The organism is Candidatus Gastranaerophilales bacterium (genome assembly GCA_028696075.1).
In the GTDB taxonomy this organism is placed as follows: Bacteria; Cyanobacteriota; Vampirovibrionia; order Gastranaerophilales; family JAILCC01; genus JAQVHS01.
The window spans coordinates 132,013-147,350 of record JAQVHS010000002.1 but is presented as its reverse complement, the minus strand read 5'-3'; the positions used below and the strand labels follow the sequence as shown (position 1 = coordinate 147,350).

Annotated in this window: 13 protein-coding genes; 4 read left to right on the top strand and 9 right to left on the bottom strand. The window is 36.5% G+C overall.

Going from position 1 to position 15,338, the window contains the following annotated elements; genetic code table 11:
* Positions 1-4 precede the first annotated feature (4 nt).
* Positions 5-1,891 (top strand): DUF115 domain-containing protein, encoded by a 1,887-nt coding sequence (locus PHX18_02145; GenBank protein MDD3593406.1) that lies wholly within the window; start codon positions 5-7, stop codon positions 1,889-1,891.
* On the opposite strand, the gene PHX18_02140 is transcribed toward PHX18_02145, so the two are convergent.
* From PHX18_02140 to PHX18_02115, 6 genes are all read right to left on the bottom strand, one after another.
* A complete protein-coding gene (locus tag PHX18_02140) occupies positions 1,881-2,342 on the bottom strand; it encodes a hypothetical protein (GenBank protein ID MDD3593405.1) in 462 nt (153 codons plus the stop codon). The two genes, PHX18_02145 and PHX18_02140, sit on opposite strands and share 11 nt — an antisense overlap.
* An 11-nt stretch (positions 2,343-2,353) precedes the next feature.
* Positions 2,354-3,934, bottom strand: a complete 1,581-nt coding sequence (locus PHX18_02135; protein MDD3593404.1) for a hypothetical protein — start codon at positions 3,932-3,934, stop codon at positions 2,354-2,356.
* Positions 3,927-4,592, bottom strand: a complete 666-nt coding sequence (locus tag PHX18_02130) for a hypothetical protein (protein MDD3593403.1) — start codon at positions 4,590-4,592, stop codon at positions 3,927-3,929. Before PHX18_02130 ends, PHX18_02135 begins: the two co-directional genes overlap by 8 nt.
* A gap of 344 nt (positions 4,593-4,936) precedes the next feature.
* A complete protein-coding gene (locus PHX18_02125; GenBank protein MDD3593402.1) occupies positions 4,937-5,413 on the bottom strand; it encodes an OmpH family outer membrane protein in 477 nt (158 codons plus the stop codon).
* Between the two features lie 24 nt (positions 5,414-5,437).
* Complete coding sequence (locus PHX18_02120) at positions 5,438-7,366, bottom strand: BamA/TamA family outer membrane protein (protein ID MDD3593401.1); 1,929 nt, start codon at positions 7,364-7,366, stop codon at positions 5,438-5,440.
* Positions 7,367-7,495: 129 nt separating this feature from the next.
* Positions 7,496-9,901: a TolC family protein gene (locus tag PHX18_02115; protein MDD3593400.1), complete on the bottom strand. Its 2,406-nt coding sequence runs from the start codon at positions 9,899-9,901 to the stop codon at positions 7,496-7,498.
* Between the two features lie 268 nt (positions 9,902-10,169).
* Between PHX18_02115 and PHX18_02110 the strand changes: the two genes are divergently transcribed.
* The 3 genes from PHX18_02110 to PHX18_02100 all read left to right on the top strand — a co-directional run bounded on the left by PHX18_02110 (position 10,170) and on the right by PHX18_02100 (position 12,376).
* Complete coding sequence (locus PHX18_02110) at positions 10,170-10,853, top strand: hypothetical protein (protein ID MDD3593399.1); 684 nt, start codon at positions 10,170-10,172, stop codon at positions 10,851-10,853.
* A 5-nt stretch (positions 10,854-10,858) separates the two neighbouring features.
* Complete coding sequence (locus PHX18_02105; GenBank protein ID MDD3593398.1) at positions 10,859-11,323, top strand: hypothetical protein; 465 nt, start codon at positions 10,859-10,861, stop codon at positions 11,321-11,323.
* 243 nt (positions 11,324-11,566) lie between these two features.
* Positions 11,567-12,376 (top strand): hypothetical protein, encoded by an 810-nt coding sequence (locus tag PHX18_02100; protein ID MDD3593397.1) that lies wholly within the window; start codon positions 11,567-11,569, stop codon positions 12,374-12,376.
* A gap of 2 nt (positions 12,377-12,378) precedes the next feature.
* On the opposite strand, the gene PHX18_02095 is transcribed toward PHX18_02100, so the two are convergent.
* The 3 genes from PHX18_02095 to ilvN all read right to left on the bottom strand — a co-directional run bounded on the left by PHX18_02095 (position 12,379) and on the right by ilvN (position 15,327).
* Positions 12,379-13,641: a hypothetical protein gene (locus tag PHX18_02095; protein ID MDD3593396.1), complete on the bottom strand. Its 1,263-nt coding sequence runs from the start codon at positions 13,639-13,641 to the stop codon at positions 12,379-12,381.
* Positions 13,642-13,782: 141 nt separating this feature from the next.
* On the bottom strand, positions 13,783-14,814 hold the full coding sequence (gene ilvC, locus PHX18_02090; protein ID MDD3593395.1) for a ketol-acid reductoisomerase: 1,032 nt from the start codon (positions 14,812-14,814) through the stop codon (positions 13,783-13,785).
* A gap of 15 nt (positions 14,815-14,829) precedes the next feature.
* The gene (gene ilvN, locus PHX18_02085) at positions 14,830-15,327 is read right to left on the bottom strand and encodes an acetolactate synthase small subunit (protein ID MDD3593394.1); all 498 of its coding nucleotides are present in this window, start codon (positions 15,325-15,327) and stop codon (positions 14,830-14,832) included.
* Positions 15,328-15,338 lie beyond the last annotated feature (11 nt).

Below are 15,338 nucleotides of genomic sequence, written 5' to 3'. Positions count from 1 at the left end.
AACAATGGATAATTTAAAAGCTAATCTTGACATATTAAAACTAAAAAACCCGAAACTTGCAAAAAAAATATCGGAACACAACAAGCTGGCTTCCGAATTTGCACTTGATGAAACAAAGTCGGGAGAGCCGAATTTGCTTATAAACAATATTCCTGTTCATGACACAACGGATCCCGAGCAGGAGGCAATAGATTTTATGCGGGCAATAGCGGTCAAAAATTCCAATTCCATAAACTTTATATACGGTCTTGGGCTTGGTTTTTTGTTAAAACGCTTTGTAAAAGGTATAACAGGGCATATTATTGTCTTTGAGCCGGACCTTGATGTTTTAAGGCTTGTGTTTGAGCTGGTTGACTTTACGAATGAATTAAAATTATATAACGTTCATATAGTGCAAAATTTTGAAGAAACCGAGGAACTTTATAAGGATATATTTTGTCTTAATTATGCTATCTCAACAAGTATTCTTGATTATTATAAAACCCATCGTTATAAAGAAAGTAGCGAATTTATAAAAAATCTCGGATTTATACATGGTTTTTTCCAAAGTAACCATGAAACCTATTTCAAAAAAACAAAACCATGGGCAAAGTCATTAATCGATAACCTTGAGTATATTCCTGAATATGAAGAAGTTAAGGTTTTAAAAGATAAGTTTAAAAATAAGCCTGCATTAATTATTTCAGCAGGTCCTTCCTTGAATAAAAATATTCTGATTGCAAAACAGTACCGTGAAAATTTTGTTGTTTTTTGTGTATCAACCGCAATTAAAACCGCGGTTAAAAATGGCATTACTCCTGATTTTATATGTTTTGTGGAGCATGTTGAACATTCTATGATGTCAATAAAAGACGTAGATGTAAGCGACATGAACATAATTTTGCAGCCCATCACATACAAAGGGATGTTTGAACTTAAAGCAAAAAATAAATTTTTATTTTATGCGGATAATGACCCTGTGTCGGGCGTTCTTGCAAAAAAACTGGGAATTGAGCGCAAAGACTATATAAACCGCGGCACAGTATCTATAAATGCTCTTGTAGCCGCTAAGATTGCGGGATGTAATCCTATAGTGTTAATCGGGCAGGATTTGGCGTATACGGATTCAAAATGTTATGCGGAAGGCAGTCTTTACGATAATTTTAAAGTCGAAAACAATAAAGTATCATCGGATAATCTGCAAGCAACACTGGAAAAGACTAATTTTACGGAGAAACAGGCAAACAAAAGGCTCAATAATCTTACAGAAAAACTTTATAAGGTAAAGGGTCAAAACGGTGAAACCCTTTTATCACCGGGGGATTATGCAAGTTTTGTTAAATACTTTGAAGAAATAGCTCTGTTGTACGGTAAAGACACGAAACTTATCAACTCGACCGAAGGCGGCGCACAAATAAACGGTTACGAGAATATGCCGCTTGCAAAAGTAATAGAACAATATGCAAAAGAACCTGTAAATAAAGAGTTTCAAGTTACTACAAACAAAAAAGAACAACGAAAAAAAATCATAAGGGATGAAATTAAAATAAGTATTGAGCTATACGATAAGTACTTTAAGCCGATATTAGAGGAAGGTTATAATATTTTTGCGGGTATAGACTTTGATACAAAAAATCCCGACAACTTTAAAATATTTATTAAAGAATTTGAAACCCTGCTTAGAATTTATAAAAAGTTCAAAACAATGCCTTCAAGTGCATTGTTAACCCTTTTATGGGAAAGAAATATCTTTTTCACAGACTTTTTCATAAAACATATTGATGAAGATGATAAGCAAAAACAAAAATTATTTTTCTATTTACATTTGTTGTTTTACCGCGATTACCATAACTTCATCGCTCCACAGACAGAAGTCTTAAGGAATATTTTCAAAAATAAATTTACTTCTTAAGATAGTCCAAAATAGCCCCTCCTATTTCTTCATTCGGGTCAAAGTTTGATGTCTTTGGCGAAAAAGTATTCTTCATAAGCATTGACAGCAAAGGTCCGAATGCGTCAGGAACTTTAGTTTTCCTGTAAATTCCGGCTAAAAATGTTTGTATAACAGGGGAGTTTGTATTGTTAAACCTTGCAAAAACATGGTAATATTTGCCCATATCATTAACCCCCGCATCAATCATCCTGTCTGCAATGTATAATCCTTCTGCGATGGCTTTTTCGTCCTGTACAACAGCAAGAGTATTAATCAAATAAGGCAAAGACGTATCTTTTGTTCTTACATAACCGTCTACAAGATTTTCATCAAATATACAATAATTTCTGCCCTGCACGGGCATCTGCACATTAGCGCCTATACATCCGCAAATAGCATTCGGTGAAATCGGTGAAACAGCTTGAATCAAAATATATCTCCTTATGAATATACAAACGGCGCACCGTTCTTAATCTCGTACAAAATCTCTGTTGCCATAACCTTCAATTTATCGCAATCGCCTGTAGTTTTGGCTGTTTTCATAAATTCCGCCATCAAAATATCGATATTAGAACGTTTTTTGGCTTCAAAATTTCTCAATTCAACATCAACTAAACGCTTATGCAAGGATAAATCGGTTTGGGCATTAATCTTTTTGACCTGAATGTCTTTTAAGCCTTCAACAGTGGTTTTACCTGCGTACCCCAAGCCTGACACGGCAGCCAGCGCCAGGAATAAATTCCTCATTACTTTGCCTATCCCGGCATTATCTTTGTTCATAATCCAATTATAAAAATGTCCCTGTACATCATCAATATACGAATAGTACTGAACACCTTTCCTGCCGCCTAACGCCTCAGGCGCTTCTACAAAGACTTTGTAGCGCTCTTTAAGCCTGGATACAACTTCATCTATTTGTGCTTTTTCAAACCCTGCTTTTTGCATTTTTTCCGCAACATAATCCGGCTTGAAATTCAATGAAGAGAACATATCAAGCAGCGTTGATTGATTATTTTTAAGTGATTCGGGGGCAGCTTCGCGCAAGACATTATCTACATTTTGGTGCAAAGTTTTGTTGTAATTTGACATTTCTTTGGCAATATTTCTGATATATTTAAACGTTTTACGTGCAAATACAGCGGATAGCCCCAGTGTCGCAAGTCCTAAAACTATATATAAAGCGTTAAAAGACCGTTTTTTATGAGTTTGATATTCTTCATCCGGATTGTTATATTTGTTCCCAAATGTAACAAAACCTTTAAACACAGGCGGAAAATCATTTTTACACCTTAAAACATGTTCTATGGTATGGTTCATGATATCGGCCTTTTCTCTCATCATATTTCTTATTATGTTATTTTTACCTGCGAAGCTTTTTGTTTCCACTTCAATTAAATTTTCCTGCAAGTTTCTCTGTATATTGGTTTCCTGCTTTTTTACCCAAATATCCTTAAAGCCGTCAACAAAGTTCTTGACCACAAATACCACGGCAGCGAAAGATATAGCCCCCATAGCGCCGAGAATGTTTTTGACGCTGGGGTTTTGTACCGCCATATAAGTAACAAAATCATTCTCGCTAAGTAAGTTCATATTACGCGGCAAATCCGGCAATTGTTCAAACTTTGGCGCTTTAAGATTGTGTTTAACGGCGCTGTTCAAAACCTTGGCACTAAGTGCAACTCCGCCTAAAACTCCTACTGCGGTAAGGCATAAAGGTAAGATAGGGTTAGAGAGAAGGTTTTGTAAAAAAGAATCCGCTTTGTTATTATTTTTAAAAGCAGAGTCTATATGCGTTTTTTTAGGAATAATAAAGTTACCTTCAATATCTATCCTGTTGTTTGCTATGGAATCTTTTACAAAACTGTTTATTAAAACGCCTTCTTTAACAGTATCTAAACGTCTTTTTTGTGTATCAGTCTTTGACATGGAAGCACGGTAATTCTCTATGCTGTTAGGGTTGCCTATAGCATTAAAAGTAATGTTATGCCGGACGTATTTAAGTGGTGTAATATTACTAATCATCTTGTTCTTCTTCTTTTAGTAAATCAAATTTTTTGCGAAGCTCCGTTAAAATATTAACTTTTTTCGCTTCTTTTTTAACTTCTTCCGAATTTTCGGCTTCTTCGCTTGTTTCATCAACAAAACCAAAAAGTGAAAGTAATTTTTTCTTCCCTCTTTCAATAAATTCGCCGGCTTTTTTAAGTTTTGCCATATTTTCTTCACCAAGCAAAGCCGCTATTTTATCTGAAATATCGGCAACAAAACTCTTAACCGTATTTACCAATTTAGCCGTCATATTGCCAAATGTATCGGCTATAATTTGAACAGTTTTTAGCGCAATATTTTTTACGGTATTCACTGCAGCAGGTATCCCTGTTGCAGAAATAATGTTGCCTAAAAAATTAGCAACTGTGGCTGCCATGCCTGCAATACGCTGCACAAAAGCATTCTGCATTATATTATTAAGATTAATTTGTACGTCCGTTTGTTTATTCAAACGCTGGGCTTTCATCATCTGCCCGATAGCATAGCACTCATTCCACGACATTTCGTTAGACGTCCTTCTGATAGTATTGGCAGAGCCTCCGCCGCCGCTCATGCCTGCACAAAGCGGGCATGCTCCCATAGGCATTCCATGGGGACAGGTTCCTGCTCTTTGATTTGTAACTCCAATAGACATCTATACTCTCTTAAATACAAAAAGTACCGCGTTATCGGTACTTCAAAAGATTTTGAGTGTCTTCCCTTTAAGTGCGAAGTACGGACAACTATTTTACTTCTTTAAGTATTCCGGCTTTACGGCTGCGCATCAGCGAGGGAATCGCATGCAGACATCCTTAACAATATCCTGCTCACCCTGCTTTCCTTAAACAGTATATATATTCTAATTGGTAATAGCATTAAGTCAAGAAAAAAAAGGATTTGACGGTTTGCGAAAAAGAATTATTTACATTCTTAACATAAAAATAACCGCATAAAGGTAAAATCTTTATACGGTTATTTTTTACTTATTAATTGATAATGCTATTTTTTCTTATCGCCGAGCGTTTTGTAAGAAACTCCGTTAAGTTCTTTAATAACATCATTGGAAATATCGCTGCCGCCGAGAATAACAGCTGTTTTTTTCAATACTAAATCGTATTTTTTAGCTGTTACTTTTTCGATAGCTTTATAAACATCAGTTTCAATTTCCTGAAGTCTTTTTATCTGTTCCGCTTTAATTTTTTGAGCTTTTTCCTGTAATTCTTTTTCTAATTTTTTTTCTATATTAGTTCTTTCAATCTCGGTAGTAGCAGCCTTTACCTGACTTCTGGCATCTACCAGGAATTTTTCCAAGCCGACTTCTTCAGCTTTGAATTGCTGCGCAAAAGTCTGAGCTTTTTTATATTCAGCCAAAACTTTTTCAACATCAACGGTAGCGGTTGCAGCAAAAGATGGATGAATAGCAGCCGCTGCACATATAGTTAATACACCGACAGATAGTTTTTGTAATAGTTTCATAAAATCCTCCAATAAAATTCGTAACTAGTATGTTTCGCCGAAGAAGAAAGTAAATTGCCCGTTCTGAGAGTTGTTTTCTCCAACTCCGGTTAAAGGTATACCATAATCTAAACTCAAAGGTCCTAACCCGGGTATAAAAAATCTTACACCTACACCAGCCACTATAGCATAACCGGGGAAAGAGTACAATTTATTTGACAGGGTAGGAGAAAACATTTGACTCGCATCAACAAAAGCGGCAAGTCTTGTGCTGTTTAAGAACTCGTTTGAAGTAACTTTATCCAACAGAGGAATTGGTGTTCTATATTCTACAGAACCCATAACATAGCCGTATCCTCTGCCCATATGTCCTTCTTTGAACCCGCGGATGTTTCTTGCGCCGCCTAATCTGTATGCGGCAAATTCAGGCATATCTCCTGCTAGGTTTCCTGCAACTTTTGCCGATGTAATCAGAGTAGATGCTTTAGCTACAGGGAAAAATTTCTTTATGCTGCCTGTAACGGATGCATAACTTCCGGCATCACCTGCAATCTTTAACGCACCTTTAATTTTACCCATTGCAAACACACCGTTACGAGGTGCAATAGGATTATCTCTTGTATCATATATTAATGTCGGAGACAAAGATAAATATGTGCCTGACACTAACTGTTCAGCTCTTTCCGAAAAAGGAATACCATGTGCCAAAAATCTTTGTCTGGCTTGCGCTTCATCACCTTCTTCAACCTTATCGAACTCCATACCAAAGCCCAGACCCGCTATTAAGTGGGGATATTTTTTAAGAGGTTTAGCAAATTCGATACTGCCGCCAATTCTTTTTTCAATTGCAAGAGGGATTTGAAAACTGGCCCAGCTGCTGCCGTAAACAGTATTATCCATAGAAATCATGGTTCCCATCAAGCGAGGTTCGGTCAATTTGGCCTCAAATTGGAAATCAGCACGATTTAAAACATCGCTGCCGCTCATCATGGCTCCCGTACCTGTAGAGAAATTAACAGAAGTTTGCTGTCCTCTGCCGAGGAAATTTCTGTCGGCATATCCTACCGTACCGAACAAGCCTGTAGTAAGGTCAAGTCCGCCGCCTACAGAGATACTTCCCGTTCTTTTTTCTTCAAGTTCTACGGTCAGGCAATATTTTTCAGGGTCGTTTTCAGATGGCGATAAAGAGCGCTTAACATTCGCAAACGCTTGCGTATTATACAATCTCATAATATCCTTCTGCATAATATTATCGTTATAGATTGTATTTGGAATGACAGATATATTTCTTTCAATAACATAGTCTTTAGTCTTGGTATTACCGGTGTATCTGATTTCATCGATAATACCTTCATTAACTTCAACAAATACGGTACCGTCAGGTTCGTCATGAATATCTTTAACACGTGCTAATATGTAACCGTGTTCTGCATAATAATTTTCTATTGCGCCTATAACCTCATTAATTTCAACAATATTTTGAGGCATTCCCACCTGATTAGACAGGATTGCCTGAATTTCCGCGGTTGAAATTACTTCATTACCTGTTATAACAAAGCCTGTAATAGGAACGTTTTCTTCAACCTGAATGTTCAATACCACTCCTTCAGGTGTCATAACGGGACTGGCCTTAATCTTGTCGGAAAAATAACCCATATCATATATTTCTCTGAGGTTTACTTTGATTAAATCTCTGTCATAAAGCATGCCCGTTTTTGTCGAAATAGCGTTGAGTATATCTTCCTGACGAACGAGGTTATTCCCTGTAATTCTGATATCTTTAATATAGATACCGGGGTTTTCTTTTTTAGATTCTGTTTTTAACTGCTGAGGTGTTTCATTCTCCAAGGTCTGCAATGTTTTATCCTGAAGACGCGGAGTTTGCATTTCTTCGGCACAAACCGTATTCTGCCGCACTGCCAAGCCTAGTATTAGAAAGAATATAAATGCTGATAATTTATTGAATTTATTCATTAGCCACAAACTTCAGGTACAATATAACAACATAATAATTTAATATGAAAAAATATTCTACTTTTTTAATTACTTTAATTATAGACAATACAGAAAAAAAGGGAAGGCTTGAAGCCTCCCCTTTAGTGTTTATAGTAATTGTATATCCGGTCTGCTTTCCAAATTGTCTTTTAGTTTTTGTATAAATTGTTTGGCTTCGGGAGTTGCCTTACTCCAGTTAACGGAACAAATACCTCTTTGCACCCATAGCAGCTCTTTAAAGAAAATATACTGGGAATTCATAGCTTTCACTTTAGAGTCTAAATAGGTATGCTGTGCATCAACCATTTGTGCAATAGGAATGGAGCCTTTTAAGTACTTGTTCTTTACCAGATGATAATTTTCCTGTGAAGCATACATGGCTTTATAGTTCTTTTCAATACTAAAGTATCCTGCCAATGCTTTGTTAATTACTTCTCTGATGTGGGCTTCCAAGGTGATTTTAACTTCATCGCTATAGCGCTGTAATTCTTCTCTTTCCGCTTTAATTCTTGCGATTTCAGCTATTTTTGTACCGCCTTCAATAGGCTTCCATTGCGCAAAAATACCAAGCCTGCCGTTAGTTGCATTAGGCGGATTCATATTAACGGGAATATGCTTTCCTCCCGGTCCCAAAGGCTGAAGAATTTGAGTTGTACCGGTGAATTGTCTGTCCAATAAAGACGTATAATCCAAAGATAATTTTGCATCAGGCAAAATAAATTTTTGATAATACATAGACATTTCATGGTCTTTCATTTTAATTGCCGCTTTTAATTTAGCAAGTTCGGGAGAAACTCTGTAAGACTCCTCTATAAGCATTTGAGTGAATTTTTCAAGCATAACCGGAGTTGAAACATAGTTTATAATATGAATTTCGCTCGTATAAAAAGCGGGGTCGTTAGCTTTCAGCTCGGCAAGCTCAAAATTCTCTTTTTGGTCACTCGTCAAAAGTTTATTTACGGCTATTTTAAGATTTTTAAGTTCAGCTGTCATATCAAGTAAATGCTGCTCGTTTATACTAAGCTGCGAAGCCCATCTTAAAGGCTCTTCATAGCCGCATTTACCCAGTTTTTCACGTACTCTTGCGATGGCAAGATTTTCTCTTGATTCTTTTACATAATCTTTTTGGACTTTTATTGCATTTTCAAGCATTAAAATATCAAGATACATCAGTGCAATATCAATACCCATATTTTGTTCGGTAAGAAGTTGTTCCGCCTTTTGGAAGTTAACCATCTTACCTTTAACCAAAATATTGGTTACAAGAGCGGGAGAATAAATAATCTGCTCGATACCCATAGAGAATACCCCTGTTTTTTCGGGTACGGAAAGTTGGGCAGAGCGGGCAAAATCTTCATTGTACTGCTGATAGCCTAAAGTTATGCCAAAAGAAGGCAAATACTTCAAAATAGCGGCAGCAGAAGCTCTTCTCGCAGCTTTCACAAGCAGTCTTTTTCTTTCAATATCGAGGTTTTGCTTATCAAGCGTATCAAATACAGCCGTTAAGCTATATACTTTTGGGGCTTTATTGGTAATAACTTCCGCATTATTTAATACCCGTAAGTGCGGCTGATAGTTTAACAGCTCGGCAGTATCTTTATTGAAATACAATAACTCGTCTTCATAAAAATCCACTTTGCCGGTAAATGCTTTATTTCCGTTTAAAACCCCTTGAATACTAAAAGAAGTAGCCTCAGCCATTTTTCTGTCAAGGTCATATGCTCCTGTCCCAAACAGAACACCTGCTTCAACGTCTTCTTTGCCTACGGTTGAATATGTAGGCATTTTTTTTGAATTAAAGTTAGAAATCAATATTTCTTTTTGGTCTGAAGACATATTGTATAACGGGGTAAAAATAACCGCATCACAATCAGAAGGAATTTTGCCAAGAACTGCAGCTGCACCACCATTGACAGGCACAACCGTAAAGTTCAAACCCGGTAATTTGGACTCTAAGAATTTATTCCAATCTTTTTGTGTTTTGTAGTAGCTTTCTGTCATTAAAACAGCTGCTTTATTAAACGAAATAAGCTTCTTGAATAACAAAGCACCTTTTATAGACTGTTGAAGAGGATTAAAAAGTCCGTCCCCGAAATCTCTTAAACCGTATTGGTCAATAGTAACAACCATCTTCTTTTTGTTTTGTAATTGAGAAAAATATTTTGATGACAGATATCCCAAAGAAACCACCATCGTAGCATCGGAAGACAAGGCTTTTTGACTTACGTCTTTAACGGAATCAGACGTCCAGTTTCCTTCAAATACCAGATTTTTAGGAAATTCGGCTTTGTAATCAGGCGCTGTAGATTTTGTAATCTCTGTCTGAAATTGCTTTAAAACTTTTGCATTCTTGTCTGAAGGACCATCAAAAACAAACGCATATTTAATCGTTCTTGCATTTGTTTTGTAAATCGGAGCTTTTGCTTTTTGGGCAACTTCAGTGATTGCCAAAGCCGCTCCCGATTGCATGCCTAATATCATAAGGCACAACAGAAAACTCAATAACTTCTTCATAAATTCTCCACTCTATCTTATACGTCAAATCAGTTTGATAATTCACCAGGATGACTTCACACTGAAAATTCTAACCCCAAGATTTTAAACTAAAATTGTTGCATATGCAACAATTAAAATAGTTTGAAAAAATAATCAAGATAAATAAAGATTTTGCACCTGAAGTATTGTAAACAAATATAAAGTTAGGGCGAATTTTGCCCGTTTAAAAGCAAAAAAAATTGGATTTTTTACTTTATATATATAAGGTAAATTTTAAGGTCGGTTTATGTCACAAGCTACACCAACATCCATACCATACAACGGTTCAGGGACTATTAACATTCACATTAATAACCCTTCGGCTAATGTTGCGCCTGCGGGCATGCCTGTGTATAATCCGTATGCGTATGCATATCCGCCGGCATCTTACCCCGGTTTTGCATATCCGCCGAATTATTATATTTCAAATAACAATGTGCCTCAAAATACACAACCCCCGGTAACTATAGGGTCAACACCCGTAGCTGCCGCACCTGCCGCGACGGCAGACAATAAAAAAAGAGAGGTTGTTGTACTAACCGATAATTACATAAAAACACTTGAACAATGTTTGAAAAATAACAATGCGGAAGTCAGAAAGGATGCGGCAGCAAATCTTCTTAAAAGGTTTAAAGAAGACAAATCAAGAGCATCAGACCCTGCTTTAACGGCTCTTTTAAACATTGCGCTGCAGGACCAAAATCAGGCAGTAAAATCGTTGGCAATGGCAGCTGTGCAAACAGGCTATGCCAAGGGCGACAATCTAACCAAACAAATACTCGGTAATATAGAAAAATCAAAAAGCAACTACGGTCAGGATGCAAATCAATCAATATCTGCCATGTTAAAACTGGCGGAAGAAAAACAAACGGTGGATGACAATTCACATTATGACCAAAACCAACAAGTTAAAAATAAATCGAAAGGGTAATAAAAATGAGTGCAGGAAGTTTTATAGCAAAAACAATAGGTATAGCGGCTCTTGGTATAGCGGGTTATGATTCGCTCAGTTCCACTCACAGAAATGCGGTAAGAGATACTCAGGCTCAAACTATTAACCAAATAGAAGACGTTTACTTAAGAAATGATTCCATGGAAACCCAAAGCATAGCAAGTCATAAAATACGCAACTGGGCTCAGAATTGGTTCACAGATACAGGCATTATGTCAGTATTAATGGGCGTTAAGAATTATGTAACAGGATTTTTCGGAAATATTACCGATAATGCCATAACATTCGGATTAGGCTTCCTTGCATTATTTGCTTCCAAGTCAAAGCCGGGTATACTTGGCAAAGCCCCTATCGTAGGCAAACTTGCTGCAGGACTTCTGGCTCTTCAGGCAGGCAAATTCATTGTTTGTGATATGTTCGGTTTATTTAAAACTAAACCCCACCCTTAAATCAGGGCAGTAAAAAAGCAGGTTTTTAAAAAATCAAATCTCCCCTGCTTATAGAATTTTATACTCTCCATTATCAATAACACTATAACAGTATATTTTTTTGTTTTAATCCACCAAACAGATGATTTTCTAAGAATATGCTTGCCTTAATTAACTTTTGTAACTTTGTTGGTATTACTTTTAATTTTAGCATAAAAAATTACCTTTATTTATAAAGTGAGAAGAACGAGTAATTTTTAGAGCATGGCTGAAAATATTTTTACATCCAAGAGTACTTTAGGTTTTAATCAGATTCAAAACAGGTTAAACCCGTTCATTAACTTTGAAGATTTAGATTTTATAAGCACTGCAAGTGCCATTAATAATTTTAAACAAGGCGAAACCGGAGATTGCTGGTTACTTGGAGCGCTAACGTCCATAAACCAAATACCTAAAGGCAGACGGTTACTCCAAAACATTCTTAAGCCTCTGCCAAACGGCGATGTACAAGTAACCCTAATCGGCGCTGCCAAATCCTACATTATAACAAAAGAAGAGATAAGGTATATTCCGAAGCTGTCTTCAGGCTGTGAGAAAGTAAAGGCTCTTGAGATAGCCGTATTAAAACACCAGCGCAGCAACTGGTTGTTATCATTGAAATATACGATGTGTAATGCTCCATACGGAAAAAAGCGGGCAAATATGTACGATACTGGTTTTATGCCCAGCTCTTACGGTTCTTTGGATACCAATTATGATGAATATGCTATGTTTCTTTTGACAGGGTTCAAACCTAATGATTATTTCAATAAAGAAGATGAATTAGAAAAAGCTCTGCCTGAATTGGAAAAAAACAAAAAATCATACGCTATAACAGTTTCTTTTCATTCAGGCGAAGACGATTTTATATACAACGGTCAAATTTTTATGCCCCACCATTCTTATGCGGTAAAGGAGTTTAGAAATGAGTTTTTTGTACTTATAAACCCTTATGACACCTCAAAGGAGTGGTTTATTCCGTACAAAGAAGTTAAAAAGCACAAATCTTCTATCGTAGCTGTGAAGATTGCCTAGGTCTATAACTCAGGGATTGTACTATCTATAAGAGGTTTAAGATTTTCGTCTTTAATTTGAGATAAAACGAATTCTTTATCAACTCCGTAAAACTCACCGACGGAAGCCAATGTCATAACAGCCTGATAAATAACTTTTTCAGAGTTTTGACCTTTTAAAATATTTTTTATCGTATCGATATAATTTTCCAAATTCAAATCACTTATAAGTTCAAGCGCAAAACAAACCCTTGAATTTTCTTCCTGTATAAGCTCTACGGCGATAGCATCCTCGCAAATCTGCCAAAACGCATTATCCAAACTGCTTAAATAACCGAATATCTCCTCAAGCTCCTTTAAGGTTTCCTGCGTTTCATTGAACTTATAGATGTCATTCTCATAAAACATTTGGAAAAGATATTTGGTCTTTAACAACAAAACCGCATATCTCGATATCAGGTCTTTTTCGGGGTGGGCATTTATAATATCAATTAAAGCGCCTATACTCTCATAAATTTTGAAATCAATAATAGTTGATAACGGCCAAATTTCAGCTAAACTTGTGATTAAATGCTGGTAGCAATCCAAAGCAAACTCTCTTACACATTTGTCATCATCCGCATAATATTTGTTGGGGGCTTCAAGCATAGCGGCTGCACCTGCTATATGCTCGGGCATAGAAGATTTTGACATAGCTTTTAAAATGGGGATGAAGGCTTTTTTGTTGCCATACCATTGTAAAAACTGCGCTGCATCGGTTTTTTCCCAATCATCTTCCGCTTCAAGCTTATTCATGTAATATTCATAAGAATAATTATCTCCCATATCGCCAAGCGCTTTGGCACAATTGTACTTTAGCGGTTCATAATTGCCGGAATAGGCATCGAACAGATAATATGCCGTGGCATTATTTGTTATAAAAGAAAAAAACTTCGCCGCATAAGCCTTTTCATCCTCAGACCCTATCTTTAGCAGCTCAAACATCTTATCATTCAATTCTTTGTTAGAATAAGAAAATCTTAAAAGGATTTGCACAAAACATTCATCCCAATCCAACGAGTGGATTTTAAAAAGTTCGAAAAGGTTTTGATAATTATTTTCATCAATTACATCAGAAAAATAGCTTGCGATATTTTGTTTTATAAAAGGAAAAATATTGTCGGAATTTTCAACAAAACACCGCCAGGCTTCCATGTCTTTGTTATCAATTATATATTTAGCTGCCTGCCTTGCTTTATTTTTATCTTTATCAGTCAGGTCTGATGCAAATTTATTTGCTAACTTCATTCAGTTCTCCTTGTTTTAATATTATAGGATAACTTCCTAAAAATTGGTAGATAATTATTGTAAAGAAGCCGAAAATCTGCACGAAGAAATACATCATACTGCAGGCTTCCGCAGTATCTTAACTTCCAAGCTTTTAAGCGGCTAATTCTTTGCTCTGTCGATAATTTTTTCTCTGCCCCAGCTCATTCTTGAGCGAAGTTCATTACCTACTGTTTCAATAAGGTGTTCTTCACCTTCTTTTTCCATTGCTTTAAATTTTTGCATTCCGGAATTACATTCATTAATAAATTCGTTAGCAAAAGTTCCGTCCTGAATTTCTGTTAATATTTTTTTCATTTCAGCTTTGGTAGCTTCATTCGCAACCCTTGGTCCTCTTGTCAAATCACCGTATTCGGCAGTATTAGAAATAGAATATCTCATATCTGCAATACCGCCCTCCTGCATCAAGTCAACAATCAGCTTTAACTCGTGCAAACATTCAAAATATGCCATATAAGGAGAATATCCGGCTTCAACAAGTGTTTCAAACCCTGCTTTAACCAATGCCGTCATACCGCCGCATAAAACCGCCTGCTCTCCGAATAAATCTGTTTCTGTTTCTTCTTTGAATGAGGTTTCAATAATACCTGCTCTGCCCGCACCTATCGTAGAAGCATAAGCCAAAGCAACTTCTTTGCTATCGCCTGTTGCATCCTGATATATAGCAATAAGGGCAGGAACACCTTTGTTTTCAACGTATTGGCTTCTTACCGTATGCCCCGGACCTTTTGGCGCAACCATAATGACATTAACATCAGCGGGAGGCACAATTTTACCAAAATGAATATTAAAACCATGACTGAACATTAAATACTGTCCTGCTCTAAGGTTAGGTTTAATTTGCTCTTCATAAACTTTTGCCTGAGTTTCATCAGGGATAAGAACCTGAATAACATCAGCCCATTTAACGGCATCTTCTATATTCATAACTCTTAAGCCTTCCGCCTGAGCCTTTTTAGCTGAAACTCCGTCCGGTCTTAAAGCACTCACTACTTCAACACCGCTGTCTCTAAGGTTTAAAGTTTGACCGTAACCTTGAGAACCGTAGCCTATAACAGCTACTTTTTTATTTAAAATTTTAGAAGTATCAATGTCTTTGTCATAATAAATTTTCAATTGTGTTTCAGTAGTCATAATATTTCTCCTTTTTTATTTCATACTTGTTAAAAATTGATTTTCTTTGGTAATCACAACTAAACCGGAACGTACAAGCTCCTTTATCCCTATAGGTCTTAAAAGTTCAATAATTGAACGTACCTGCTCACCGTCTCCTATTATTTGCAGCGTATAAGTTTTCGGCGAAACATCGACAATCTTCGCATCAAAAATTTCCGCAATTCTCAGTATTTCGCTGCGGTCTTCATCTCTTGCCGTAACCTTAATCAAAACAAGCTCTCTGTCAATTGCATTTTCTTTTGAAACATCAACAACTTTGAGCGTATATATCAATCTGTGAAGCTGTTTGCAAATTTGTTCAACAACCTTGTCATCACCTGTAGTAACAATAGTTACGCGTGAATAATCGTTATCCAAAGTAGGCGCCACGGTCAAACTTTCGATATTATAGCCTCTGCCGCTGAAGAGCCCCGATAAACTGGATAAAACACCGGCTTCATTTTGAACAAGTACTGATAATGTATGCTTCATCTGATATTCTC